The organism is Halorubrum rarum (assembly GCF_048380895.1).
Classification (GTDB): Archaea; Halobacteriota; Halobacteria; order Halobacteriales; family Haloferacaceae; genus Halorubrum.
In genome coordinates, this window is the sequence record NZ_JBLWMN010000005.1 from 88,239 (window position 1) to 109,453 (window position 21,215).

A 21,215-nucleotide genomic window follows, 5' to 3' on the forward strand; every position below is an offset into this window, starting at 1 on the left:
TCGGACGCCCCGTGGCGTTTAAGACCGTTGCCCGGGTGAATGGGCACATGGTAGATATACTCGCGGAGAACCTCTCCGGGAAGGCCGTGATGGGTTCGGACGGGACCGAGCTCGGCGACCTGTACAACATCACGATGGACATCAAATCCGGACAGCTCCGACATCTGCTCGTCAGTCCGGACGATCGGCTCGATCCCGCGCGATCCGGCTTCGACATGGACGAAACGGGACGGCTTCAGGTACCGGTTGCGAACGTGCAGGCGGTAAAAGACTACATCGTCGTCGCCCGCTGATGGAGATCCTCGATACGTCCGCGTTCATCCACCAGTACACCACCGACGACGACGTCGTCTCGGTGCCGGAGGTCCACGAGGAGCTCGAGGGGGAGAACGCGCTCCGGTTCGACGCGATGGAGGGATCCGGCATGACGATCCACGTCCCTGCGCCCGAGGCGATCGACAACGTCGAGCGTTCGGCGCGGGGATCGGGCGATGCCGCGGAGCTGTCGGATACGGACGTCCGGCTGATCGCGGCCGCACTGGAGCTTCACGCGACCCTCGTGACGGACGACTACGCGATGCAGAACGTCGCCGAACGGCTCGACATCCCCGTCGAGCCGATCGCACGCGACGGGATCACGGAGGAGCGCGAGTGGCGCTTCCAGTGTGTCGGCTGTAGCAGGACGTTCGACGAGAACCGGGATCGATGTCCGATCTGTGGAAGCGACCTGAGCCGAAAGAATCCGGCGTGAGTCCGTAACGGCGGGACCGATCCGGTGTCAGTCCACACGCTCGGAGTCGCCGCCGGGATCGTCGCCGGGGACCGCCGACGAAAGCGCATCGGTGTCGATATCGGGCAGCCGATCGCGAAGTCGACCGGCGACGCGTCTCGCCTCCGCAAGCTCGACTTCGGCGGCCGCGTGGACGAGCGCGACGGCGCGCTCCGTGCGAGCGCGCTGCCACGATTCCTCTCTCGACTGGTACGTCCGGATCGCACGCATGAAGTCGATCTCGGAGAACTCCGGCCAGTACGGTGCACAGAAATACACCGCCGCTTCGTTCCCGTTGGCGTGCCACGGGAGGAAGTTCGACGTGCGTTCGTCGCCGCCGGTTCGGACGATGAGATCGACGTCGCGAACCGGTCGATCGTACAGCCGACGTTCGACGGCGTCGACGTCGACATCGTCGGGATCGAGGGCCCCGTTATCGACGTCGCGAGCGATGTCGCGGGCAGCGGAGAGGAGTTCGTTCCGGCCGCCGTACGCCAGCGCGACGTTGAGCCGGAAACGGTCGTTGTCCGCAGTGCGTCGCTCCGCGTACGCGACGGCGTCCCGGACGCGGGGCGGGAGGCGCTCGACGTCGCCGATGGCGCGGATACAGACGCCCTGGTCGTGGACGCGGTCGGCGTCGGCGAACTCGAGCAGCTTCGCTTCGAGGAGGTCGAAGAGGGGGTCCAACTCCTCGTCGGGGCGCTCGAAGTTCTCCGTCGAGAACGCGTACAGCGTCAGTTCCGCGATACCGAGGTCCGCACACCAGTCGAGCACGCGCTCCGTGGTGTCGGCACCGGCACGATGTCCGTCGGGGGCGTCACGTCCCTGCTCGCGAGCGTAGCGACGGTTCCCGTCCTGAATGATCGCGACGTGCGTGGGGACCTCGTCGATCTCACGGTGGAGGAGCCGGAGGTAGGCGCGTTCGACGACGTCGTACGGCCGCGGAAACATGTCCGATCCCTCGCCGCCGGCAGGTATGTACCTTTTCGTGTCTCTCGGACCGGGGCGGGACGGTCGGTCTCGGGGAAACGGTTATCGGCGACGCGGGAGAGTTGGACGTATGGCGAACGTACTCTCCGACGAGGAGATCGAGCGCAGCCTTCCGGACGGCTGGGACCACGAGGGGTCGGAGATCGTCCGGACGTACGAGTTCGACGACTATCTCGACGGCGTCACGTTCACGAACGCCGTCGCCGAGGTCGCCGAGGAACAGCAACATCACCCGACGATCGAGATCGAGTACGGGACGGTCACGGTCCGATTCACGACCCACGAGGTCGACGGCATCACGAAACGTGACCTCCGGTCGGCGGGGCTGTGTAACGACGAGTACTGAGGACCGGAGGACGTCGAGAGATGGAGGCAACCTACCGGTTTCGAGTCACGTTCCGGCTGGCCCCGGACGACGCCCGCGTCGACCCGGACCGGTTCGAAGCGACGATGGCGATCCCCGCATCCCCGCCCGGCGACCCCGGCTGGCTGCTGTTTCGGGACCGCCTGTGGCGCGGCGAGGTCGGCGACGAGCCGTCGATGCGCGAACTCGCGAGCGATCGCCTCGGTGTCGACGTCACGGCGATCGCGTTCAGCGAACTCCGGACGGACGAGGCGTATCTCGACGCCCTCAAGCGTGCTATCGCGAACGATCTCGCGGCGTTCAACGCCGAATCGGTCGACGAGGTGCTCCACAAGTACCTGGGGTCGTCGATCCACGTTCGAGCGCGCTAGCGCCACCGTGGCGGCGAGCGAGCGTCACCGTGGCGGAGACGTGGGAGCTTCCTAGCGCGGGGCGTCACGCACCTGGTAGGAGAGGACGATGCCGTCGTCGAGGCGTTCGGTGTCGGTCAGTTCCAGCCGGGGGAACTCGTCGACGAACCCGTCGCCGTCGGCGAGCGTCGGCGCGTCCCGGCCACCGATGACGAGCGAGCCGACGTACACGTGCAGCTCGTCGACGAGTCCCGCCTCGAAACACGAGAAGATCACCTCGCCGCCCCCCTCCACCATCAGTCGGTCGACGCCGCGCTCCGCGAGCGACTCGAACCCCTCCGCGAGGTCGACGCGGTCCGTGTCGGAGCCGGCGCGGTCCCTGCCGGTGACGACGACGACCTCCGCGCCGGCCGCCTCGAGCTCCGCGCGTCGCGTTTCGGTCGTCGCCGCCGAGACGAGTAGGTACGTCGTCGCCGCGTCGTCGAGGATCCGCGAGTCGGTCGGCGTGCGTCCCGTCGAGTCGAGCACGACCCGAGCGGGGTTTCCGGACCGGCCGGCCGTGAGCCGGCTCACGCGACGGTCCTCCTCGTCGAGCGTGAGATGCGGGTCGTCGGCCAGCACCGTGCCGACGCCGACCAGCACCGCGTCGGCGGCCGCGCGAACGCGGTCGACCCGGTCGAAGTCCTCCGAGCCGGAGATCCGAAGCTGCTCGCGGCGACGGGTCGCGAGCTTCCCGTCGACGCTCTGTGCGGCGTTGACCACGACGTGCATACGCACGCCTCGCCCGGCGGGCGGTTGGACGTTTCGGTCGCGGTCGACACGCCTTATAAGCGAGCGTCCGAACCGCCACGCATGACCGACCCCAGCGCACACCACGTGGGCGTCACCGTCTCCGACCTCGACCGTGTCGTCGACTTTTATAGGGAGACGTTCGGCTTCGAGCTCCTCGCGGAGTTCGCCGTCTCCGGCGAGGCGTTCGCCGACGCCGTCGACGTCGCGGGCGCGTCCGGCTCGTTCGCCCACCTCGACGCCGACGGCGTCAGACTCGAACTGATCGAGTACGAACCGGCGGGCGACGCCCTTGCCGAGCCGGAGCTCAACCGCCCGGGCGCGGTCCACTTCGGGCTCTCGGTCGACGACGTCGACGACTTCTATATCGGGCTCGACGACGAGGTCGAGACCCTGAGCGAGCCGCGGACGACGTCGAGCGGCACGCGGATCCTGTTCGTGCGCGACCCGGAGGGGAACCTGATCGAGGTGCTGGACGCCTGAAAGCGAGTCCGAGGGGAGGGAAACGTCGATTCCCCGTCGCCCGTCGGTCGGCGTTCCCTACCGCCACAGCTCGTCGAGCCGCTCGACGCGGCGGTCACCGAGCACGCACCGCCCGCGGTCCTCGTGGCCGACGCGCTCGACGTGGACCGCGTCCAGTCCGGCGTTCCACGCCGCGCCCACGTCGCTTTCGCCGTCGCCGGCGTAGTAGCCGCGGACGCCGCGGGGATCGAGACCCAGTTCGCGCATCGCCAGTTCGAGCGGATCCGGGTCGGGCTTCCATCCCGTCTCGTCGGTACAACACACCACGGCGTCGAACCGGTCGGCGAGGTCGAGTCGGTCGAGCACGGGCTCCGCGAGGAACGCCTGGCAGTGCGTGACAAGACCGGTCGGGGCCTCCAGCGCGTCGATACGGTCGAGCGTCCTGGCGGCGTCGTGATGGAGGTACGTCGCTTCCGCGCGGGCGGTCGGGTCCTCCTCGGCGTGAAACGCCGGCCAGAACCGGTCCGGATCGACGCCGATCTCCCGGAGCGTGGTCGCCCGCGCACCGCCCAGCCCGTGCCAGAGGACGTACGCCTCGCGGTCGGTGAACTCCCGTCCGAGGCGGTCGCCGACCCGGTCGAACACGCCGCGCGTGTACGACCACTCCGCGTCGACGAGCGTGCCGTCGAGGTCGAACAGGTGAACGTCGTACTCGGCGAGGACCATCGGAGACGGCCGTAGGCGGCCCGCTTATAAATCGGTTGCGGCGCGCCGACCGTTTGTGATCGCCGTTCGCATCCGACCTTCGAACGCCTCGGTCGGGCGTTCTCAGCCGAGCCCCCACACGCCGCGACAGTCGATCGGCTCGAGGACGGCACGCGGGAACTCGACGACCTCCTCCGAGCGTATCTCGACGCCCTCGAACGGCATCGACATCTCCTCTTCGCTCCACGACACCGTCTCCTCCAGATCCTCGGTCGCGACCGTCGCCTCGTAGCGCCCGAACTGCCGCTCGAACGGATCGAGCGTCTCGCTCTCGTCGGGCTCCAGTTCGGCGTCGGCGTCGAGCACCGTTTCGTCGTCGCGGACTCTGACGACGACCACCGAGACCTCGACCGGGTCGTCGGTTCGGTTCGCCACCCTGAACGACGACAGACCGCGGGTGGGGATCGTCTCCTCGGCGACGATCCGGGTCGTTTCCCCCTCCCGAGTGACGTCGATCGCGTACTCCGTCCCGTCGACGCGGACGTACGACTCCGGATCGAGCATGTTCGGAAGGTACGCCTCCTCGTCGGTCTCGTAGCCGCCGTCGACCGCGGCGTCGACCTCCTCGCGGGCGGGAGCCGGAAGCTCGTCGTACCGGACGATCAGTCGACCACACGCCTCGAACTCCGAGGGAGCGGGGAACTCGTCGTCCCCCTCGTCTCCGTCGGCGTCGTTCTCGTCGTCGCCGATGCCGTCGGTGTCGGCGTCGTCGCCGGTGCCGTCGGTGTCGGCGTCGTCGCCGGTGCCGTCGGTGTCGGCGTCGTTATCCACGCCGAGGCAGCCGGCGACCGATCCGCCGATCGGGAGGACGACCGTGCCGGAGGTGGCGAGGACCGTTCGTCTGCGCATACGGACGACTCTTCTCGGCTCGTACAAGTGCTTTCTCGTGGTCGATCCGGGTCCGGACCGGGTTCGGATCGGGGTTCGGACCGGGTTCCATCCGGGTTCGGATCCGGGTTCGGATCCGGGTTCAGATCGGGGTTCCATCCGGATTTCGCGTCCGGATCGGTGCCGCCGTGTTTTTGCCCGTCCGCGTGGTTCGATCGGTATGGCACTGGACGTCGAGATCCCGGACCCGCCGACGTTGGCTTCCGTCGACCCGAACGAGTACGAGGACGCCGAGGTCGGCGGCGGCGACTACCGGCGGGAGGAGCTGGAGGCGTTCCTCCACGAAGGCGCGTGGGCGGAGGCGTTCAGGGAGTGGGCCGCGACCAGCGACGTCGACGAGAGCGACTGGCGGATCGTCGAGGAGCTGGAGCTCGTCTCCCGATACGACTTCTTCTGGGACGACTTCGCCGACCGCGTCGGCTATCACGCGCCCGGACTCCCCGAGGACTGGAAGGAACGAGACCTTCACCCGGACCTCGACTCCTGGGGCACGGTGTCCGCGATAAACGCCGGACTCACCGAGCTCGGACAGATCGTCTGTGAGGTGTTAAAAGCGGAGTACGTGGACTGGGAGGCCGAGTTCGAGGCTCCCGACGATCTCCCCGATTTCGAGACGTGAAACGGTCCGGGTCCGGACGCGCGTCCCGCGTCGGGACTACGCGTCTGCCGCGTCGAACAGCTCGTCGACCGCCTCGCCGGCCGTTTCGGCCGCCTCCCGTGCGACCGCGTCCGGATCGGGGTCGTCCGGCGCGTTGAGGTAGACGTCGACGTCGAGGACGCCCGCCTCGAACGTCACCGTCACGTCGAGGTCGGTGACGGCGGACTGGTCGTAGTACGAGAAGACGACTCCCTCGGCCGCCGTCGCCGCGGTTCGAACGACCTCGGCGTCGCTCGGCCCGTCGTCGTCCGCGCTCGATCCGTTACCGCTCGATGCGTCGTCCATCGGCATTTACGCGCCGCCCGCGCCCGGACCGCCCGGGCCCATCGGGCCGCCGCCGGCACCGCCCTGCAGCATCTGCTGGAGCTCGTTTTGCAGGTCGTCGAACTGCTCTTCGACGCGCTTCTCCTGTTTTTCGAGCTGCTCGGCACGGATCTCCAGCGAGTCGACCTTGTTCTCGAGGTCGTCGTAGGCGGACTCGTAGTCCGTCTCGACGAGCACTTCGCCGATCTCGCGGTACATCCCGGCGTCCTCGTCGACGTCCTCGAGCGTGTCGAGGGCGGTCTTCGACTCGTTGAGCGCGGTCTGTGCCTGCTCTTTCTGCTGGGCGACCTCCTGTGCGGTCTCCTGCAGTTCCTGAAGCTCCTCGATCTTCTCCTGTGCCTCCGGCGGCATATTGCCTTGCATGAGTACGACGAGGCGTCCCGAACGGAAAAACCCCCGACTTCTCCGACGAGAAACGGCCCCGGAGGAAGAGGATGCAGATCGTCGATATTCGGGCGTTTAGCCGCCGTCAGAACGAGCTACTCGGAGAGTTGCTCGGCGACCTCGATCAGGCGGGACCAGCTGTTGATCCCGGCTCGAAGTGCGGTCAGATCGTCGGCACCGACTCGAACGCGAACGGTGTCGCCGTCGCGAGCCACCGTCGTCGCGGACCGAGCGTCGTCGATCTCGCCGACTTCCGGCGTGAGCGCGTCGGCGATGACCCGTGCCCGCCGCTCCGTGGGGTACGAAACGCGGAGAACGGTGTCGTGCTCGCGGGCCATCGTCGGGTCGGTCGTCGATCCGGACCGTTACTCGACGTTGATTTCCTTGATGCCGCCCCCGCGTTCCTTTAAGAGGACGCGGTGGCCGCAGTACGGACAGCGGACGCCACCGTACTCGTCGAGGGTGACGTCGCGCTTACAGCGTGAGCACTTGTAGCTCATCTATTCTTCGTCCGCGAGTGCGGCGCGGATGGACCGGCGCACGGTGCGGCCGCCCGGCGTCTCCGGGCGGTACGCCCCACCGGTGAACTGCTCGCCGGTCTTCTCGTTCTCCCAGATGCCGGTACCGACGCGCGTGACGTCGTCGCCGTCGACCGTCGCGTCGCGCATCTCCTCTTCGATCTCTTGAACCCGCTTGCGAGCGACGCGGCCGTAACGGGCCCCGAATCGGCCCGCACTGCCGGTGCTTCGAGCCTTGTCCTCAGCCATAGTGGCTCCCTCTACCGCCAGCGTGGGTAAAAAGGCTACGAGTCGGAGACGACGTTCCGCCGTCCCGGTTCCCCCGCCGTGAGGATCGATCTGACGGACGACGACGCCGACCACAACACTGATTACTACTGAGTAATACTACCCTGTTGTATGAACGGATTCAACGGCTTCAGCGACGTGGGCGAGGCGGACGTAACGCGTGCGATCGGCGAGGAGTGGACCGACGAGTTCATGGAGTTCTCGGAGTCCGACGTCATCATCGTCGGCGGCGGTCCGTCGGGGCTGATGGCCGCCACGGAGCTCGCCGAGCGCGGAGTGAAAGTCATGGTCGTCGAGAAGAACAACTACCTCGGCGGCGGGTTCTGGCTCGGAGGGTTCCTGATGAACAAAGTCACCGTTCGAGATCCGGCCCAGGACGTCCTCGTCGACCTCGACGTCGACGTCGAGGCCGCCGGTGACACCGAGGGTCTGTACGTCGCGTCCGGCCCGGAGGCGTGTTCCGGACTGATAAAGGCCGCCTGTGACGCGGGCGCGAAGATCCAGAACATGACGGAGTTCACGGACGTCGTGATCCGCGAGGATCACCGAGTCGGCGGGATCGTAATGAACTGGACGCCGGTACACGCGCTCCCCCGCGAGATCACCTGCGTCGACCCGATCGCCGTCGAGGCGGACCTCGTGATCGACGCGACCGGACACGACGCGGTCGCGGTCAGCAAGCTCGACGAGCGGGGCGTCCTCGACGCGCCCGGCATCCGGCACGCGAAGGAACACAACACGGGGATGGACACGACGGACGACGACCAGTACGGCGCGCCCGGCCACGACTCCCCCGGTCACGACTCGATGTGGGTCGGCGAGAGCGAGGACGCCGTCGTCGAACACACCGGACTCGTCCACGACGGGCTCGTCGCGACGGGGATGGCGACCGCGACCGCCTACGGACTCCCGCGGATGGGACCGACGTTCGGCGCGATGCTCGTCTCCGGGAAGCGAGCGGCACAGGTCGCACTCGAGGAACTGGACGTCGACGCGGGCGACGTGGCGCTTTCGGGATCGCCGCCGACGCCCGCGGACGACTGATCCGTCCCGCCGGACAGGTACCGAGACTCCGAACGGAAGAGCGACGGAAACGGCGAAGACGACGGAAACGGCGAAGACGGCGGAAACGGCGAAGGCGACGGAAACGGCGGTGAGCGGACGACCGCGGCGCGCCGATCAAGGCACGACCGCGACCACCGCCGCAAGCGCGACCACGCCGACCGCGAGAAAGAGGTGGTTCGCACGCGGGTTCTTCGCGGGCGTCAGATCCATCGTGTAGTGGAACTCCGAGAGGGGGCGGAACGGCTGTATCCCCATCGGCGTGATCGCGTCGCCCGCGATGTGCGAACAGAGCGTGATCGTCACGACGGTCCCGACGAAGAGGGGCGTCCACGACGGCGCGGACGGGGCGGATCCAGCCATGACGACCGTGGCAACCAGTGCCGCGGCGATCCCCGTCGCGAGCGCGAACGCGAGCGTGTGTGTCGGACCGCGATGCGGGATCGGGAGCATCTGGTCGACGTCGGGGATCGTCGCGAACGCGACGGCGAGGACGCCGCCGACGAGCGCGAGTTCGACCGCCCCCGCGTCGAGTATCACGCCCGCTATCGGCGCGTACGCGAGCAGCGCGAGCCCGACGTGACCCCGACTGTACATGGTCTATATCGACCGCCGTCAATCAAAAAGGCGTCGTTGATCGGGGGCGAGCGACCGCCACCGATCGGGACCGGAAACGCCGGATCGGACACGCGATTCGCCTCACCCGTCGGTGGACGGCTCCGACTCGGACCGGGCGAGGCTGTCTCGTCGGCCGCCGCGGTCCCGCCAGGCGCGCCACCGTTCGTCGATCATCGCCCCGGCGGCGACACAGGTCAACGGAGGGGCGACGAGGAGGTTGACACCGGGGACGTTGACGACGAGGGACCCGACCGCGAGGGCGAGCCAGTCGTTCGGTTCGCCCTCGCCGAACCGACGGAGCAGAACGGAGCCGAGCGCGATCGTTCCGACCGTCACCGCCGCGTAGACGAACGCGGTCCCGGCGACGAACGGGATCACGATCGCCATCGGGAGGGGCTCCGGGGCACCCAGCTCCACGGCGAAAAGCAGGACGATGACGAGGAGGAAGGTCCCGATCGCGCCGCCGACCAGCGCGGCGAGGCCGATCGCGGCCGAGCGGACCGGACCGTCGCGCATCAGCCGCTCGACCGTCGGGACGTACGTGCCCGATCCGAACAGCTTCGAGGTCCCGAGCACTGCCGCACCGAGAAGGACCGAGAACGCGACCGAGGAGCCGTACACGATCAGTACGAACGCCGCGATCAGCGCGACCCCCGCGGCGGTCGTCGGATCGGTGGTCGTCGGTGGGGTCTGTGCGAGGCCTATCGGCGAGGCAGACGCGATCGCCGTTCCGAGGGATACGAGGACTGGAGGGAGGGCCATGCGAACTCTCGCGCCGTTCGACTCTTAAACATTGTCCGATCGGACGACCGCCCCGGATCCGGCGCGTTCCGGGTCACCAACCCGGTCCGAGCAACCGGTTCGCGGCGAGCGCGACGGCGACGGTACAGAGGAGGCCGATCACGCTGCCGAACGCGACCGTCCAGCCGGCGACGTCGGCGAGGAACCCGACGACGACGCTTCCCGACGCGGCGACGAACATGTACACGGTTCGAACGAGCCCGAAACCGGCACCCTGCTCGGCGTCAGAGAGGTGATCGAGGAACCGCGGAAGCAGCGCCGCGCCGAAGCTCATCCCGACCCCGACCAGCACCATGGCGGCGGCGATGGCGACGACGTGTGGGGTCGCCAACGCGAGCGCGATGCCCGCGGCTCCGACGACCATGCACATCCCGGTGACGACGTCGCGTCCGAACCGGTCGGACGCCACGCCGACGACCACCTGTGCGATCCCCTGCGCGACGAAGTAGCCGCCGAAGGCGATCCCCGCGGCGGTCGCGGAGTAGCCGTGGTGTTCGATGAGCAGCGTCGGGAGAAACGAGGCGACACCCTGCCACGCGAACTCGCCGAGCGCCGCGAGAACGACGGTGAACGCGATGGACGGCCGCGAGAGGAGCTCGGAGAGGGGTCCGATCCGAAACCGCTCCCGGATCGGTTGGTCCGGACGCCGCGGCTCGGTGGGGCGGACGCCGAGCGCGAACAGGACGACGCCGACGAGCCCGACGACGGCACCGAGCGCGACCGCGGGCCGCCAGCCGTATCGGACGGCGACCCACGACACCGCGACCGGCGTGAGCAGCCCGGCAACGGTCCCACCCGTGTTGTGGACGCCGACGGCGGTGCCGACGTCGTCGTATATCCGCGCGAGAAACGTCGTTCCGACGCTGTAGTGGAGCCCGGCCATCCCACCGAGCAGCACCGTCGCGAGGACGAACGCCGGATACGCCGGCGCGGCGGCGATGAGGAGGGCCGTGACCGCGGTCCCGCCGACGGAGACGAGGATCACGGAGCGCTCCCCGTATCGGTCGGCGAGAACGCCGGACGGGAACTGCGCGAGCCCGTACGCGAGCCACATCCCGGACAGCGCGAGCCCGACCGCCGCGTTCGACACCTCGAACGAGTCGGTGATCCGGGGGACGACCGGGCTGATCGCCAGCCGCCCGAACATGGTGACGAAGAAGGCGAACGTACACAGCGCCAACACCCGGTCGCGGTAGCGGAACGCGGGCAGTCGCTCGACGACGGAGGCCACTACGCGGTCGCAGGTGGGACCGGGCGGTAAGCCTGACGGTCTCGGCGGGATCGACCGGGTCGACCGGTTTCGGCGGGATCGACCGGGTCGATCGGTCACTGGCGTCGCCGGCCGACGATCAGGTCGTGAACAGATCGGTGTCGTCCGGGACCGCGAACAGCCCCATGCGAACGCCGGCGTCGAGCCAGCCGTAGCCGTACGAGTACGAGGCGAGCGCGTTGACGAGGTCGCCGTCCGCACGGAAGTGTCGACCGTCCTCGAGGTAGGACTCGGCCATCTCGGTCACGTCGGCCGCGGCCTCGCCCAGCGGGGTGTCCGTCGGCGGGCGCGGCTCCGCCTCCGCGAGCGCGTCCGCGAGCATCCGCTCGTAGCGCTCCGTCTTCTCCGCGAGGTCGGCGCTCATGCGGCGTCCGTTCCCCGCCACACGGCAAAAGTCCGTCGTGACGTCCGGGATCGAGGCAAGCCGTGCCGGACCGAAGGTGTGTTGACGCTGGGAGCCGTACCCCCCTGCAATGGGAGTTCAGGAAGGGTATCCGTTCGACGTCGAGGCGGTCCGCGGCGACTTCCCGATCCTCGATCGGCTCGTCGGGGGCGATCCGACGACGATCGGGCAAGACGAGAGCGACGACACGCCGCTCGTCTACCTCGACAACGCGGCGACGACGCACACGCCGGATCCGGTCGTCGACACCATCGCGAACTACTACCGCGGCTACAACTCGAACGTCCACCGCGGGATCCACCAGCTGAGCCAGGAGGCCTCGATCGCCTACGAGGAGGCACACGACACCGTTGCCGACTTCGTCGGCGCGTCGGGTCGCGAGGAGATCGTCTTCACGAAGAACACCACGGAGGCGATGAACCTCGTGGCGTACGCGTGGGGGCTCGAAGAACTCGGGCCGGGCGACAACGTCGTCCTCACCGAGATGGAACACCACTCCTCGCTGGTGACGTGGCAGCAGATCGGCAAGCGAACCGGCGCGGACGTGCGGTTCATCGAGGTCACGAAGGGAGGGACCCTCGACATGGACGACGCCGCGAGGAAGATCGACGACGACACGGAGATAGTGTCGGTCGTTCATGTCTCGAACGCGCTCGGAACGGTGAACCCGATCCGGGAGCTGGCGTCGATGGCCCACGATCACGACGCGTTGATCTTCGCCGACGGCGCGCAGTCGGTCCCCACCCGTCCGGTCGACGTCGGCGATCTCGACGTCGACTTCCTCGCGTTCTCCGGTCACAAGATGTGTGGTCCGACCGGGATCGGCGCGCTGTACGGCCGCGAGGCGATCCTCGACCGGATGAGCCCGTACCTGTACGGCGGCGACATGATCCGACGCGTCTCCTTCGAGGAGTCGACGTGGGAGGACCTCCCGTGGAAGTTCGAGGCGGGGACGCCGTCGATCGCACAGGGGATCGCGTTCGCGGCCGCGGTGGAGTACGTCGAGGAGATCGGCATGGAGCGCGTGCAGGCACACGAGGAGCTGCTCGCCGAGTACGCCTACGAGGAACTCGACGCGCTCGGCGACGTGGATATCTACGGCCCGCCGGCGGACGAGCGCGGCGGCCTCGTCGCGTTCAACGTCGACGGCGTCCACGCGCACGACCTCTCGAGCATCCTCAACGACTACGGCGTCGCGATCCGGGCCGGCGATCACTGCACCCAGCCGCTCCACGACGAGATGGGGATCGCCGCCTCCGCCCGCGCGTCCTTTTACGTGTACAACACGCTCGAGGAGGTCGACGCGCTCGTCGATGCGGTCGAGGCGGCTCGCGACCTGTTCGCGTAGGCGACGGCGGGGAGCGACTCGCATCGGGCGGAATCCGCACGGTTGACGGAACCCTTTTGAACGCGACGGGAGTAGCTGAACGCAGTATGGGACTGGGCTCGGACATGTACAGACAGCAGATCCTCGATCACTACAAGAACCCGCGAAACTACGGGGAGCTCGAGGATCCGGACTTCACCCACGTCGGCGAGAACCCCTCCTGTGGCGACACGATCCGCGTCGACGTCGCTCTGGCGGACGACGGCGAGACTATCGAGGCGGTCCGGTTCACCGGCGACGGCTGTGCCATCTCGATGGCCTCCGCGAGCATGCTCTCGGAGCGGTTACGGGGAATGACCGTCGCGGAGCTGGGCGAACTCGACACCGACGACGTCACGGAGATGCTCGGCGTCGACATCTCGCCGATGCGCGTGAAGTGTGCGGTGCTCGGCCGTCAGGTCGCACAGGACGGCGCGAAGATCCATCGAGGCGAACTCGACGTCGATCGGACGAAGACCGAGGACTGAGTCGATCCGAGCCCGCGGGACTTTTCCACGCGAACGACGTGCACCCATCCATGAGCGACGAGTTCGACAAGGAGGCGGAACGCGAAAAGCTCCGCGAGAAGTTCGCGGAAGACGAGAAGAAGCGCGAGCACACCCAGCGGATGTCCGAGCTCCTATTAAAAGGGGCGACGATGACGAACAAACACTGCGAGCGATGTAGCGACCCGATATTCCGACACGACGGCCGGGAGTTCTGTCCGACCTGCAACCGCCCCGCGGACGGGGGCGACGCGTCGACGGACGCCACACGAGCGACCGAGGGGTCGAACGCGGAGGTGTCGACCGCGCGGGACGTCGGGACGGCGAGCGCGAACGACGGGGAGACGCCCGAGCGCGACTCGGAGCCGGCGACGGGGCGGATCGAACGCGACGACGTCGTCCGGCGGCGAGACCTCGAGGGAACCGTCCAGCCCGACGACGGGTCCGACGACGTCGCGGACGCCCGCACGTCGCTCACACGCACGCTGACGAGGTTCGCCCGAGCGGCCGACCACACGGACGATCCGCGCCGCGCACGGGAGCACTTAAAAGCGGCCCGCGAGGCGGCCGAGGCGCTATCGGCCCTGGATCGGTAGTCGGTCGGAGTTCGAGCCGCCGTTTCGGCGGGTTCGGACGGGACCACACGGCGGAGCGCGACGATCCGACATCGCCAGCCGAGTCGTTCGTCGAGAACCGTCGTCAGCCGAGTCGTTCGTCGAGAATGAGCCGCGTTTTCGTCGATTTGACCTCGTCCATCTCGCGCGCTTTCGAGATCAGCTCGTTGACGGCGCGGGTGTCGACGGCGTCGACGACCAACACGACGTCGTCCTCGCCGGAGACCTGCCAGACGAAGTCGACCTCCTCCCACTCGACCATCCGATCGCCGACCGCGGCCGTATCGACGTTCATCTCCACGGAGATCTCGATCATCGCCTTCACGTTGCCGGTTCTGGTCGTGACGGTGAACCGCTCGATGACGCCCTCCTCGGTCATCCGGTCGACGCGGTTGCGGACGGTCCCCTCCGAGGTACCGACCCGATCGGCGATCTCGGTGTAGGGGGTTCGTGCATCCCGTCGGAGGATAGAGAGGATACGACGGTCGAGGTCGTCCATACCCCATCGTCTCGCCACGACGACTTACCCGTTACGAATATCGTAACGAACCTACGAACGACGCACTTATTAGTGTAGATACGTACGTATCTCGTAATGTCGAACGCCTATATCGCGCTGGCTGACGGACGCGTGCTCGAAGCGCGCGCTCGTGCGCCGGGGCGTACACGGGGTGAGCTGGTGTTCACGACCGCGTACACCGGGTACGAAGAGTCACTCACCGATCCCTCCTACGCCGAACAGGTTCTCACCTTCTCGTACCCGCTCATCGGGAACTACGGCGTCCGATCCGAACGGTTCGAATCCGACTCGGTACAGCCGCGCGCGGCGATAGCTCGCGAGTTAACCGACGACGTCGCCGAGTGGCTCGCGACGGAGGACGTTCCCGCGGTCGACCACGTCGACACCCGCGAAATCGTCACGAGCGTTCGCGAGGAGGGTGCGATGGCCTGTGGGATCGTCGCCGGCGAGGACGTCACGCCCGAGGACGCGGTCGCGGAGATGGAGGCGTGTAAGCCGATGAGCGACCACACCGACATCGGCGCACAGGTGTCGGTCTCGGAACCGACCGTCCACGAGGGCGGCGGCGAGGCGGATATCGCCCTGGTCGACTGCGGTGCGAAGGGCTCGATCATCTCCTCGCTCACCGAACGCGGCGCGGACGTCCACGTGTTCCCGTACGACGTGACGCCGGAGCAGGTCGCCGACGTCGACCCCGACGTGCTGTTCGTCTCGAACGGCCCCGGCGACCCGGAGAACTTCGTCGCCGCACAGGCGGTCGTCGACGCGTTCGCGGGCGAGCTCCCGATTGCCGGCATCTGTCTCGGCCAGCAGATCGTCGCGAGCGCGCTCGGCGGGACGACCGAAAAGATGTCGTTCGGTCACCGCGGCGTCAACCAGCCCGTCCAGGACCTCCGGACCGACCGCGTGGTCATGACGACCCAGAACCACGGCTACACCGTCGCCGACACCGGTCCGCTCGAGGTGACGCAGGTGAACGTCAACGACGACACCGTCGAGGGACTCGACAGCGAGGAACTCGACGTGATCACCCGCCAGTACCACCCCGAAGCGAACCCCGGCCCGCACGACTCGCTGAGCTTCTTCGACGACGTGTTGGCGCTGGCGGACGACCGCCAGCCGATCGCCGCGAACTGACCGCCACGTCGACGACCCGTTTCCGGCCCCACACCGACCGCTCGGGACCGATCGATCGCATCCGGCGTCGTTTTTACCCGTCGACCCCCATAGGCGAGCGTGACCAGCGAGATCCTCCTCACGAACGACGACGGCATCGACGCGGTCGGGCTGCGAGCGATCCACGACGCGCTCGCGGACGATCACGAGGTGACCGTCGTCGCCCCCGCGACGAACCAGTCGGGCGTCGGCGGGACCCGCTCGTGGTGGGAGACCACCGTCGAGTACGCGGAGACCGGGGCCGGCTACGCCGTCGAGGGGACGCCGGCCGACTGCGTCGCCGTCGCGGAGGTCGCGCTCGCGCTCGATCCCGACCTCGTCGTCTCCGGCTGTAACCACGGCCCGAATATCGGCGCACACATCCTCGGACAGTCGGGAACGGTCGGCGCGGCGATGGAGGCGTCGTTCCTCGGAACCCCCGCGATAGCCGTCTCGATGTACGACCGCGGTAACCTCCCGATCCCTCCGACGGTGACCCACGGGGACTTCGCGCTCGCGGGCGAGGTCGTCGCGGAGCTCGTCGAGCGATTCGAGCGGTCGGGACTCCCGCTCGGCGCGGACGTGGTGAACGTCAACGCCCCCGCCGCGGACGACGAGGCGGCCGCTGACCCGACGTATCGACTGACGGAGCCCGCACGCGGGTTCGACGTGATCGAGTTCGAGCCCGGCGACGACGCGCCGGGGGAAGGCGGGTTCGACGAGTCCAGAGGCGAGATGGGGATGGAGCTCCGCGACCGGTTCTGGCGCGAGTTCCTGCGCGGTGACGTCGCGGACGATCCCGGCTCCGATCGCCTCGCGGCGATCGACGGCGAGGTGAGCGTCTCGCCGCTGGGAACGTCGCGTGCGATCACTGGAGGCCGAGCCGGAGAACGGATCCGGTTGGACGACGCGGACCCGGTGAGTAACTGAGCAACAGGAGAGCGGGTCGCGTCCGGCTTCCGATCAGTCGTTCCCGAATTCGGTTCCGAGCGACGAGTCGTCGCGATCGCGGACGGATCGTCCGCCCGCGACCGCGTCCGTCTCGAGCGCGATGTCGAGTGCGTCCCGATACCGTCCCGCGTCGGCGGCCGATCTCGCAGCCGCGGCGACGTCGGGCGGGATCCGATCCAGCCGGTCGAGCTCGTCGACGAGTTTGAGGACGTGTCGGTCCTCCCACGATGACATACCCGTTCGTACGCTGGCGGTACGGGTAGAATAGGGAGATCGTTAACCCGGATTCAGTCGGATTGGTCGGGGAATCCGGAGAGGATCTCGACGCCCGAGGACGCCCCGATCCGCGCTGCACCGGCCTCGAACATCGCCGTCGCCGCCTCGTAGGAACCGATGCCGCCGGACGCTTTCACCGGGAGGTACTCGCTCATCAGTTCGACGTCGGCGACGGTTGCGCCGCCGTCGGCGAAGCCGGTCGACGTCTTCACCATGTCCGCGTCCGCCTCGACGGCGGCCTCGCAGGCACGATGCTTCTCCTCGTCGGTCAGCAGCGCCGTCTCGACGATGACTTTCACCGGAACCGGCACGGCGGCGGTGACCTCCGCGACGTCCGCGGCGACCGCGTCGTCCTCCCCCGCCTTCAGCCGCCCCACGTTGATCACCAGATCGATCTCGTCGGCTCCGTCGTTCCAAGCGTTCACCGCCTCGTCGTGTTTCGACGCCATCGACGCCTGTCCGTGCGGAAACCCGACGACCGTCGCGAGCGTCTCGGGCGCGCCGTCGTACGCTTCGGCTCCGGCGACGTAACACGGCGGGATACAGGCGTTCATCCCGTCTTCCGTGGCCTCGTCGAGAACCGTCTTCACGTCGTCCCACGTCGTCTCCGGGCCGAGAACGGTGTGATCGATCCGTTCGGCGAACTCCTCGCGGTTCATGTCCGTGCGGTCGACGCCGTCCCTAAAAGGCCTGCTGGGTCGCCGTCGATCGATGAGGCCACGCCCGGACGGGAGAAAGGACGGGTACGAAAACCCCGACGGACGGGAGCTGTCAGCCGCGCGGTCCGTCAGCCGCGACGGTGGTCTCGCGCCGCGTTCAACACTCCGACCAGCCGCACGACTCGCACGTCTTACAGCCCTCCGAGTAGTAGAGGCTCATGCCGCCACAGTCGGGACACTCGGGCGACTCGCCGGCCGCGATGAGGTCCTGCATGGCGTCGTCGTCCGCGCCGTCGGAGGCCTCGGTCGCTCCCGGATCGGCGGCGACCGCGCCGCCGTCCGTCTGGCTCGACGGCTCCGCCTCGTCCACGACGCCGTCGACGTCGTCGAGGCTCTGCTGTTGGGGGATCCCCTTGTCGATCTCGTCGTCGAGGTACCGGCGCAGGGCGGTACCGATCGCGTCCGGGATCGACTGGATCTGCTCGCCTTTGTCCCACGCGACCTTCGGGCTCCGCGTGCCCTGGAGCTCGTCGACGATCTCCTCGGGGTCGACGCCGGAGCGCAGCGCCGTCGAGATGACCTTCGCGAGCGCCTCCGTGAAGGAGTTGGTGTAGCCACCGGAGTGGCCGATGTTCGCGAACAGCTCGAACGGCCGTCCGTGCTCGTCCTCGTTGACCGTGATGTACAGCTTCCCGTATCCCGTCTCGACGCGCTGGGTGACGCCGGTCAGCGAGTCGGGCCGGGGCCGCGTCTCGGTGTAGTCGATACTCGGGTCGTCGCTGGCTTCGAGCAGGTCGGAGATCTCCGCGTCGATCGCCGCTTGGACGTCCTCGTTGTCGAGGAACGCCTCGACACCGCCGAACACCTCGGATATCTGCTCGACGATCGTCTCCGCGGCCTCGGTCTCGTCGGCGAACTCCGCGTTCTTCGCACGCGTCGTGAGCACCTGCTTCGAGCGCGTCCCGTCGCGGTAGACGGTGACGCCCTTCCCGCCGTGGTCGTAGATGTAGCGGTACACCTCCTCCATCTCCTCGGCGGTCGCGTCGTTCGGGAAGTTACACGTCTTAGAGATGGCGGAGTCGACGCCCTCCTGACACGCGCACTGTACCGCTGCGTGTTGTTTACCTGACAAGTCTCCGGTGACGACGAACAGCTCACCGATGGCGTCCGGAACGGTTTCGAGCCCCTCGACGCCGTCGAACTCGTTTTCGGCCATCTGTGCCTGTGCCTCCTGCTTGACGGCGTCGACGTCGACGTCGTTCGCCTCCAAGGTACGCAGGAAGTAGTCGTCGAACTCGACGAGCATCTCGTCGCCCTGCACGTCGTCGGAGACGTTCTTGTAGAACGCGACGTTGTAGATCGGCTCACAGCCGCCCGTCGTGTTGCCGATCATCGACGTCGTCCCGGTCGGGGCGATCGTCGTCGTGTTGTGGTTACGGATCGGGAAGCCGTCCGCCCACTCGTCGGCGTCGAGCCCGGTATGGTGTTCGAACCAGTCACGATACTCGGTAGGGTTCGCGTACTTCGAGTCCGCCCAGTCGTTGAACACGCCGCGGTCCTCGGCGAGCTCGTGGGAGCTCAGCTTCGACTCGTGGTTGATGTGGGTCATCAGCTGGCGGGCCACCTCGTGGCCCTCCTCGGAGCCGTACCGGACACCGAGCTGGATGTACAGCTGGGCGAGCCCCATGATGCCGAGACCGATCTTCCGCATGTCGCGGACCTTCTGTTCGATCTTCTCGACCGGAAAGTCCGACATCGTGACGACGTTCTCCAAAAAGCGGGTGCCGTAGTCGATGCGCTCGTCGAACGCCTCGAAATCGATGGCGTCGTCGAGGAACGCGGCGACCGCTTCCTCCTCGGTGTCGTACTCGTCGGCGTGTTCCTCGCTCCAGACGCGCCAGTCCGGCGCGTCCCGTGCGGCCAGCGTCGAGAGGTTGATGTGGCCGAGGTTGCAGGCCTCGTATTCTTCAAGTGGTTGTTCCCCGCATGGATTTGTTGCAAGGATTCGGTGGTTTGGATTTTCCTCAACGTCGAACGAATGTTCCTTGTTCACTCGTTCGAGGTAGATGACGCCCGGTTCGCCGTTCTCGTGAGCGCCCTCGATCATGTCGTCCCACAGCTCCTGTGCGGGGATCGAGAGGACCTCGCCGACCTCGACGTGCTCGCCGAGGCCGAACATGTCGTAGATCTCCTTCGTCTCCGGCGTCGCGACGTGCGGCTCCTCCGTGCGCGGGTTGGTGAAGGTGAACTCCTCGTCGTTGTACAGCGCCTGCATGAAGTCGTCGGTGACGCCGACGCTGATGTTGAAGTTCGAGAGGTGACCCTCGACGGCGTTTCGGAGGTGCTCGGGCACCTTTCCGTCCTCGTCGATCAGCTCGCGCGCCTCCTCTAAGGCGTCCGCAAAGGAGTTGTGCGTGAAGTCGTCGGGATCGTTCAGGCGCAGCGAGTGAGCCAAGGAGACGTCCTTGTTCTTCGAGTGGATGAACTGGATGACGTCGGGGTGGGAGACGCGCATGACGCCCATCTGTGCGCCGCGGCGTGCGCCACCCTGTGCGATCGTCTCGCACATCTGGTCGAACGTCCGCATGAACGTGATCGGGCCGGAGGCGATTCCGCCCGTTGACCCGACAGAATCACCATATGGACGGATCTTCCAGAACGCATATCCCATGCCGCCACCGCTCTGAAACACCTCCGCGGCCTCCTTGGCGGTCTGGTGGATGTCGGTGATATCGTCGCCAGGTGAGTCGACGAAGCAGGCGGAGAGCTGCTGGAGCTCGTCGCCGGCGTTCATCAGGGTCGGCGAGTTCGGCATGAAGGAAAGCGACTCCATCCCCTCACGGAATCGCTCGGCGGTCGCCTCGACGTGGCTTCGGACCTCGTCGGGTAGCTCGGGGACGACGGTCTCGTAGGCGAACTTGTTGACGTTGTGCGCCGTCAGCGTCGTCTCACTGTCGTCCTCGGCGGTCGTCCCCGCCCCGAACACGTCGGCGGCGAGCTCGTCGCGGCGCGGGTGATCGGGTTTCAGCTGATCGGGCGTGACCGTGACCTCGACGTCGCGCTTCTCGGCCTCGAAGACCGCCTCCGCGAGCGCGACGTTGCGCGCGACGCGGACGAACAGATCCTCCGGATCCTCGATCGGTTCGCCGTCGGCGTTCTTTCGGAGGTAGCGCGCGGGGAGGATATTGTGGTACGCGTTGTCCGTGAGACGGTCCTGTAAGGTGTCTCCCGTGGTTCGTTTGATCGGCAGTTCGAGTTCGTCGGCGGAGACTCCGTCGCTGCTCATTCGACGGCGACCCCGCTCAAATCGTGTGTGGTTCGGCTCATGTATCGTGATGTTATACTGGCGAAGTGGATCCCTTTAGCGTTGCGTTCCGGTCCGGTGGGCTGGCACCTGTTCGATCCGTTATGGTTTATCGAGTCGGCGTTCACAGCTCAGAATCGGTTCCGTTGGATCGACACGGG

Annotated in this window: 29 protein-coding genes; 12 read left to right on the forward strand and 17 right to left on the reverse strand. The window is 67.4% G+C overall.

The window, feature by feature from the left end; genetic code table 11:
• Positions 1-47 precede the first annotated feature (47 nt).
• Both ACNSN7_RS04920 and ACNSN7_RS04925 read left to right on the forward strand, forming a co-directional pair.
• A complete protein-coding gene (locus ACNSN7_RS04920; protein ID WP_418281089.1) occupies positions 48-293 on the forward strand; it encodes a PRC-barrel domain-containing protein in 246 nt (81 codons plus the stop codon).
• Positions 293-751, forward strand: coding sequence for an NOB1 family endonuclease (locus ACNSN7_RS04925; RefSeq protein WP_418281091.1), 459 nt, complete (start codon positions 293-295; stop codon positions 749-751). Before ACNSN7_RS04920 ends, ACNSN7_RS04925 begins: the two co-directional genes overlap by 1 nt.
• Before the next feature lie 27 nt (positions 752-778).
• Here the strand turns inward: ACNSN7_RS04925 and uppS are convergent, their stop codons facing one another.
• Positions 779-1,720, reverse strand: a complete 942-nt coding sequence (gene uppS, locus ACNSN7_RS04930; RefSeq protein WP_418281093.1) for a polyprenyl diphosphate synthase — start codon at positions 1,718-1,720, stop codon at positions 779-781.
• A 109-nt stretch (positions 1,721-1,829) separates the two neighbouring features.
• Here uppS and ACNSN7_RS04935 point away from each other — a divergent pair, with 109 nt between their 5' ends.
• Positions 1,830-2,105 carry a 4a-hydroxytetrahydrobiopterin dehydratase gene (locus ACNSN7_RS04935; protein WP_418281095.1) on the forward strand — a complete coding sequence of 92 codons (276 nt, stop codon included), beginning with the start codon at positions 1,830-1,832 and terminating at the stop codon, positions 2,103-2,105.
• 20 nt (positions 2,106-2,125) lie between these two features.
• A complete protein-coding gene (lwrS, locus tag ACNSN7_RS04940; protein ID WP_418281097.1) occupies positions 2,126-2,494 on the forward strand; it encodes an LWR-salt protein in 369 nt (122 codons plus the stop codon).
• 51 nt (positions 2,495-2,545) lie between these two features.
• On the opposite strand, the gene ACNSN7_RS04945 is transcribed toward lwrS, so the two are convergent.
• Positions 2,546-3,244, reverse strand: coding sequence for a 2,5-diamino-6-(ribosylamino)-4(3H)-pyrimidinone 5'-phosphate reductase (locus ACNSN7_RS04945; RefSeq protein WP_418281098.1), 699 nt, complete (start codon positions 3,242-3,244; stop codon positions 2,546-2,548).
• An 81-nt stretch (positions 3,245-3,325) separates the two neighbouring features.
• Between ACNSN7_RS04945 and ACNSN7_RS04950 the strand changes: the two genes are divergently transcribed.
• Complete coding sequence (locus tag ACNSN7_RS04950; RefSeq protein WP_418281099.1) at positions 3,326-3,745, forward strand: VOC family protein; 420 nt, start codon at positions 3,326-3,328, stop codon at positions 3,743-3,745.
• 57 nt (positions 3,746-3,802) lie between these two features.
• On the opposite strand, the gene ACNSN7_RS04955 is transcribed toward ACNSN7_RS04950, so the two are convergent.
• Both ACNSN7_RS04955 and ACNSN7_RS04960 read right to left on the reverse strand, forming a co-directional pair.
• Complete coding sequence (locus ACNSN7_RS04955) at positions 3,803-4,450, reverse strand: HAD family hydrolase (RefSeq protein WP_418281100.1); 648 nt, start codon at positions 4,448-4,450, stop codon at positions 3,803-3,805.
• Positions 4,451-4,552: 102 nt separating this feature from the next.
• Positions 4,553-5,338, reverse strand: a complete 786-nt coding sequence (locus tag ACNSN7_RS04960; RefSeq protein ID WP_418281102.1) for a DUF7979 domain-containing protein — start codon at positions 5,336-5,338, stop codon at positions 4,553-4,555.
• A gap of 199 nt (positions 5,339-5,537) precedes the next feature.
• Here ACNSN7_RS04960 and ACNSN7_RS04965 point away from each other — a divergent pair, with 199 nt between their 5' ends.
• Complete coding sequence (locus ACNSN7_RS04965; protein WP_418281104.1) at positions 5,538-5,996, forward strand: DUF7992 family protein; 459 nt, start codon at positions 5,538-5,540, stop codon at positions 5,994-5,996.
• Between the two features lie 36 nt (positions 5,997-6,032).
• Here ACNSN7_RS04965 and ACNSN7_RS04970 read toward each other — a convergent pair whose 3' ends face one another.
• The 5 genes from ACNSN7_RS04970 to ACNSN7_RS04990 form a co-directional block, all read right to left on the reverse strand.
• Positions 6,033-6,320 (reverse strand): DUF3194 domain-containing protein, encoded by a 288-nt coding sequence (locus ACNSN7_RS04970; protein ID WP_418281105.1) that lies wholly within the window; start codon positions 6,318-6,320, stop codon positions 6,033-6,035.
• Between the two features lie 6 nt (positions 6,321-6,326).
• Complete coding sequence (locus ACNSN7_RS04975) at positions 6,327-6,710, reverse strand: prefoldin subunit beta (protein ID WP_418281341.1); 384 nt, start codon at positions 6,708-6,710, stop codon at positions 6,327-6,329.
• A 128-nt stretch (positions 6,711-6,838) separates the two neighbouring features.
• Positions 6,839-7,081 (reverse strand): KEOPS complex subunit Pcc1, encoded by a 243-nt coding sequence (locus tag ACNSN7_RS04980; protein WP_418281106.1) that lies wholly within the window; start codon positions 7,079-7,081, stop codon positions 6,839-6,841.
• 27 nt (positions 7,082-7,108) lie between these two features.
• A complete protein-coding gene (locus tag ACNSN7_RS04985; RefSeq protein WP_418281107.1) occupies positions 7,109-7,243 on the reverse strand; it encodes a DNA-directed RNA polymerase subunit P in 135 nt (44 codons plus the stop codon).
• Positions 7,244-7,510: a 50S ribosomal protein L37ae gene (locus tag ACNSN7_RS04990; RefSeq protein WP_418281109.1), complete on the reverse strand. Its 267-nt coding sequence runs from the start codon at positions 7,508-7,510 to the stop codon at positions 7,244-7,246.
• 150 nt (positions 7,511-7,660) lie between these two features.
• On the opposite strand from ACNSN7_RS04990, the gene ACNSN7_RS04995 reads away from it, so the two are divergent.
• Positions 7,661-8,593, forward strand: a complete 933-nt coding sequence (locus tag ACNSN7_RS04995) for a sulfide-dependent adenosine diphosphate thiazole synthase (RefSeq protein WP_418281110.1) — start codon at positions 7,661-7,663, stop codon at positions 8,591-8,593.
• Positions 8,594-8,728: 135 nt separating this feature from the next.
• Here ACNSN7_RS04995 and ACNSN7_RS05000 read toward each other — a convergent pair whose 3' ends face one another.
• The 4 genes from ACNSN7_RS05000 to ACNSN7_RS05015 form a co-directional block, all read right to left on the reverse strand.
• Positions 8,729-9,208 carry a metal-dependent hydrolase gene (locus tag ACNSN7_RS05000; protein ID WP_418281111.1) on the reverse strand — a complete coding sequence of 160 codons (480 nt, stop codon included), beginning with the start codon at positions 9,206-9,208 and terminating at the stop codon, positions 8,729-8,731.
• A gap of 102 nt (positions 9,209-9,310) precedes the next feature.
• Complete coding sequence (locus tag ACNSN7_RS05005; protein ID WP_418281112.1) at positions 9,311-9,991, reverse strand: hypothetical protein; 681 nt, start codon at positions 9,989-9,991, stop codon at positions 9,311-9,313.
• Between the two features lie 73 nt (positions 9,992-10,064).
• On the reverse strand, positions 10,065-11,261 hold the full coding sequence (locus ACNSN7_RS05010; RefSeq protein WP_418281114.1) for an MFS transporter: 1,197 nt from the start codon (positions 11,259-11,261) through the stop codon (positions 10,065-10,067).
• 118 nt (positions 11,262-11,379) lie between these two features.
• A complete protein-coding gene (locus ACNSN7_RS05015) occupies positions 11,380-11,664 on the reverse strand; it encodes a DUF357 domain-containing protein (protein ID WP_418281115.1) in 285 nt (94 codons plus the stop codon).
• 109 nt (positions 11,665-11,773) lie between these two features.
• Between ACNSN7_RS05015 and ACNSN7_RS05020 the strand changes: the two genes are divergently transcribed.
• From ACNSN7_RS05020 to ACNSN7_RS05030, 3 genes are all read left to right on the forward strand, one after another.
• Positions 11,774-13,051, forward strand: coding sequence for an aminotransferase class V-fold PLP-dependent enzyme (locus tag ACNSN7_RS05020; RefSeq protein WP_418281116.1), 1,278 nt, complete (start codon positions 11,774-11,776; stop codon positions 13,049-13,051).
• Between the two features lie 86 nt (positions 13,052-13,137).
• A complete protein-coding gene (gene sufU / locus ACNSN7_RS05025; protein WP_418281117.1) occupies positions 13,138-13,557 on the forward strand; it encodes a Fe-S cluster assembly sulfur transfer protein SufU in 420 nt (139 codons plus the stop codon).
• Between the two features lie 50 nt (positions 13,558-13,607).
• Positions 13,608-14,171 (forward strand): Sjogren's syndrome/scleroderma autoantigen 1 family protein, encoded by a 564-nt coding sequence (locus ACNSN7_RS05030; protein ID WP_418281118.1) that lies wholly within the window; start codon positions 13,608-13,610, stop codon positions 14,169-14,171.
• A 103-nt stretch (positions 14,172-14,274) separates the two neighbouring features.
• Here ACNSN7_RS05030 and ACNSN7_RS05035 read toward each other — a convergent pair whose 3' ends face one another.
• On the reverse strand, positions 14,275-14,688 hold the full coding sequence (locus ACNSN7_RS05035; protein ID WP_418281120.1) for an Lrp/AsnC family transcriptional regulator: 414 nt from the start codon (positions 14,686-14,688) through the stop codon (positions 14,275-14,277).
• A 96-nt stretch (positions 14,689-14,784) separates the two neighbouring features.
• On the opposite strand from ACNSN7_RS05035, the gene carA reads away from it, so the two are divergent.
• Positions 14,785-15,846: a glutamine-hydrolyzing carbamoyl-phosphate synthase small subunit gene (gene carA, locus ACNSN7_RS05040; protein WP_418281121.1), complete on the forward strand. Its 1,062-nt coding sequence runs from the start codon at positions 14,785-14,787 to the stop codon at positions 15,844-15,846.
• A 99-nt stretch (positions 15,847-15,945) separates the two neighbouring features.
• Entirely contained in the window at positions 15,946-16,794 is an 849-nt protein-coding gene (surE, locus tag ACNSN7_RS05045; protein WP_418281122.1) for a 5'/3'-nucleotidase SurE, read from the forward strand.
• A gap of 33 nt (positions 16,795-16,827) precedes the next feature.
• On the opposite strand, the gene ACNSN7_RS05050 is transcribed toward surE, so the two are convergent.
• The 3 genes from ACNSN7_RS05050 to ACNSN7_RS05060 form a co-directional block, all read right to left on the reverse strand.
• Positions 16,828-17,049, reverse strand: a complete 222-nt coding sequence (locus ACNSN7_RS05050) for a hypothetical protein (protein WP_418281124.1) — start codon at positions 17,047-17,049, stop codon at positions 16,828-16,830.
• Between the two features lie 53 nt (positions 17,050-17,102).
• On the reverse strand, positions 17,103-17,750 hold the full coding sequence (gene deoC / locus ACNSN7_RS05055; RefSeq protein WP_418281125.1) for a deoxyribose-phosphate aldolase: 648 nt from the start codon (positions 17,748-17,750) through the stop codon (positions 17,103-17,105).
• Positions 17,751-17,907: 157 nt separating this feature from the next.
• On the reverse strand, positions 17,908-21,036 hold the full coding sequence (locus ACNSN7_RS05060; protein WP_418281127.1) for an adenosylcobalamin-dependent ribonucleoside-diphosphate reductase: 3,129 nt from the start codon (positions 21,034-21,036) through the stop codon (positions 17,908-17,910).
• Between the last annotated feature and the right edge of the window lie 179 nt (positions 21,037-21,215).

Excerpts from the sequence above, each read along its gene's own strand:
- ACNSN7_RS04920 (WP_418281089.1), top strand. The coding sequence starts at position 48 with ATGGTAGATATACTCGCGGAGAACCTCTCCGGGAAGGCCGTGATGGGT.
- ACNSN7_RS04925 (WP_418281091.1), top strand. The coding sequence starts at position 293 with ATGGAGATCCTCGATACGTCCGCGTTCATCCACCAGTACACCACCGAC.
- uppS (WP_418281093.1), bottom strand. The coding sequence starts at position 1,720 with ATGTTTCCGCGGCCGTACGACGTCGTCGAACGCGCCTACCTCCGGCTC.
- ACNSN7_RS04935 (WP_418281095.1), top strand. The coding sequence starts at position 1,830 with ATGGCGAACGTACTCTCCGACGAGGAGATCGAGCGCAGCCTTCCGGAC.
- lwrS (WP_418281097.1), top strand. The coding sequence starts at position 2,126 with ATGGAGGCAACCTACCGGTTTCGAGTCACGTTCCGGCTGGCCCCGGAC.
- ACNSN7_RS04945 (WP_418281098.1), bottom strand. The coding sequence starts at position 3,244 with ATGCACGTCGTGGTCAACGCCGCACAGAGCGTCGACGGGAAGCTCGCG.
- ACNSN7_RS04950 (WP_418281099.1), top strand. The coding sequence starts at position 3,326 with ATGACCGACCCCAGCGCACACCACGTGGGCGTCACCGTCTCCGACCTC.
- ACNSN7_RS04955 (WP_418281100.1), bottom strand. The coding sequence starts at position 4,450 with ATGGTCCTCGCCGAGTACGACGTTCACCTGTTCGACCTCGACGGCACG.
- ACNSN7_RS04960 (WP_418281102.1), bottom strand. The coding sequence starts at position 5,338 with ATGCGCAGACGAACGGTCCTCGCCACCTCCGGCACGGTCGTCCTCCCG.
- ACNSN7_RS04965 (WP_418281104.1), top strand. The coding sequence starts at position 5,538 with ATGGCACTGGACGTCGAGATCCCGGACCCGCCGACGTTGGCTTCCGTC.
- ACNSN7_RS04970 (WP_418281105.1), bottom strand. The coding sequence starts at position 6,320 with ATGGACGACGCATCGAGCGGTAACGGATCGAGCGCGGACGACGACGGG.
- ACNSN7_RS04975 (WP_418281341.1), bottom strand. The coding sequence starts at position 6,710 with ATGCCGCCGGAGGCACAGGAGAAGATCGAGGAGCTTCAGGAACTGCAG.
- ACNSN7_RS04980 (WP_418281106.1), bottom strand. The coding sequence starts at position 7,081 with ATGGCCCGCGAGCACGACACCGTTCTCCGCGTTTCGTACCCCACGGAG.
- ACNSN7_RS04985 (WP_418281107.1), bottom strand. The coding sequence starts at position 7,243 with ATGAGCTACAAGTGCTCACGCTGTAAGCGCGACGTCACCCTCGACGAG.
- ACNSN7_RS04990 (WP_418281109.1), bottom strand. The coding sequence starts at position 7,510 with ATGGCTGAGGACAAGGCTCGAAGCACCGGCAGTGCGGGCCGATTCGGG.
- ACNSN7_RS04995 (WP_418281110.1), top strand. The coding sequence starts at position 7,661 with ATGAACGGATTCAACGGCTTCAGCGACGTGGGCGAGGCGGACGTAACG.
- ACNSN7_RS05000 (WP_418281111.1), bottom strand. The coding sequence starts at position 9,208 with ATGTACAGTCGGGGTCACGTCGGGCTCGCGCTGCTCGCGTACGCGCCG.
- ACNSN7_RS05005 (WP_418281112.1), bottom strand. The coding sequence starts at position 9,991 with ATGGCCCTCCCTCCAGTCCTCGTATCCCTCGGAACGGCGATCGCGTCT.
- ACNSN7_RS05015 (WP_418281115.1), bottom strand. The coding sequence starts at position 11,664 with ATGAGCGCCGACCTCGCGGAGAAGACGGAGCGCTACGAGCGGATGCTC.
- ACNSN7_RS05020 (WP_418281116.1), top strand. The coding sequence starts at position 11,774 with ATGGGAGTTCAGGAAGGGTATCCGTTCGACGTCGAGGCGGTCCGCGGC.
- sufU (WP_418281117.1), top strand. The coding sequence starts at position 13,138 with ATGGGACTGGGCTCGGACATGTACAGACAGCAGATCCTCGATCACTAC.
- ACNSN7_RS05030 (WP_418281118.1), top strand. The coding sequence starts at position 13,608 with ATGAGCGACGAGTTCGACAAGGAGGCGGAACGCGAAAAGCTCCGCGAG.
- ACNSN7_RS05035 (WP_418281120.1), bottom strand. The coding sequence starts at position 14,688 with ATGGACGACCTCGACCGTCGTATCCTCTCTATCCTCCGACGGGATGCA.
- carA (WP_418281121.1), top strand. The coding sequence starts at position 14,785 with ATGTCGAACGCCTATATCGCGCTGGCTGACGGACGCGTGCTCGAAGCG.
- ACNSN7_RS05050 (WP_418281124.1), bottom strand. The coding sequence starts at position 17,049 with ATGTCATCGTGGGAGGACCGACACGTCCTCAAACTCGTCGACGAGCTC.
- deoC (WP_418281125.1), bottom strand. The coding sequence starts at position 17,750 with ATGAACCGCGAGGAGTTCGCCGAACGGATCGATCACACCGTTCTCGGC.
- ACNSN7_RS05060 (WP_418281127.1), bottom strand. The coding sequence starts at position 21,036 with ATGAGCAGCGACGGAGTCTCCGCCGACGAACTCGAACTGCCGATCAAA.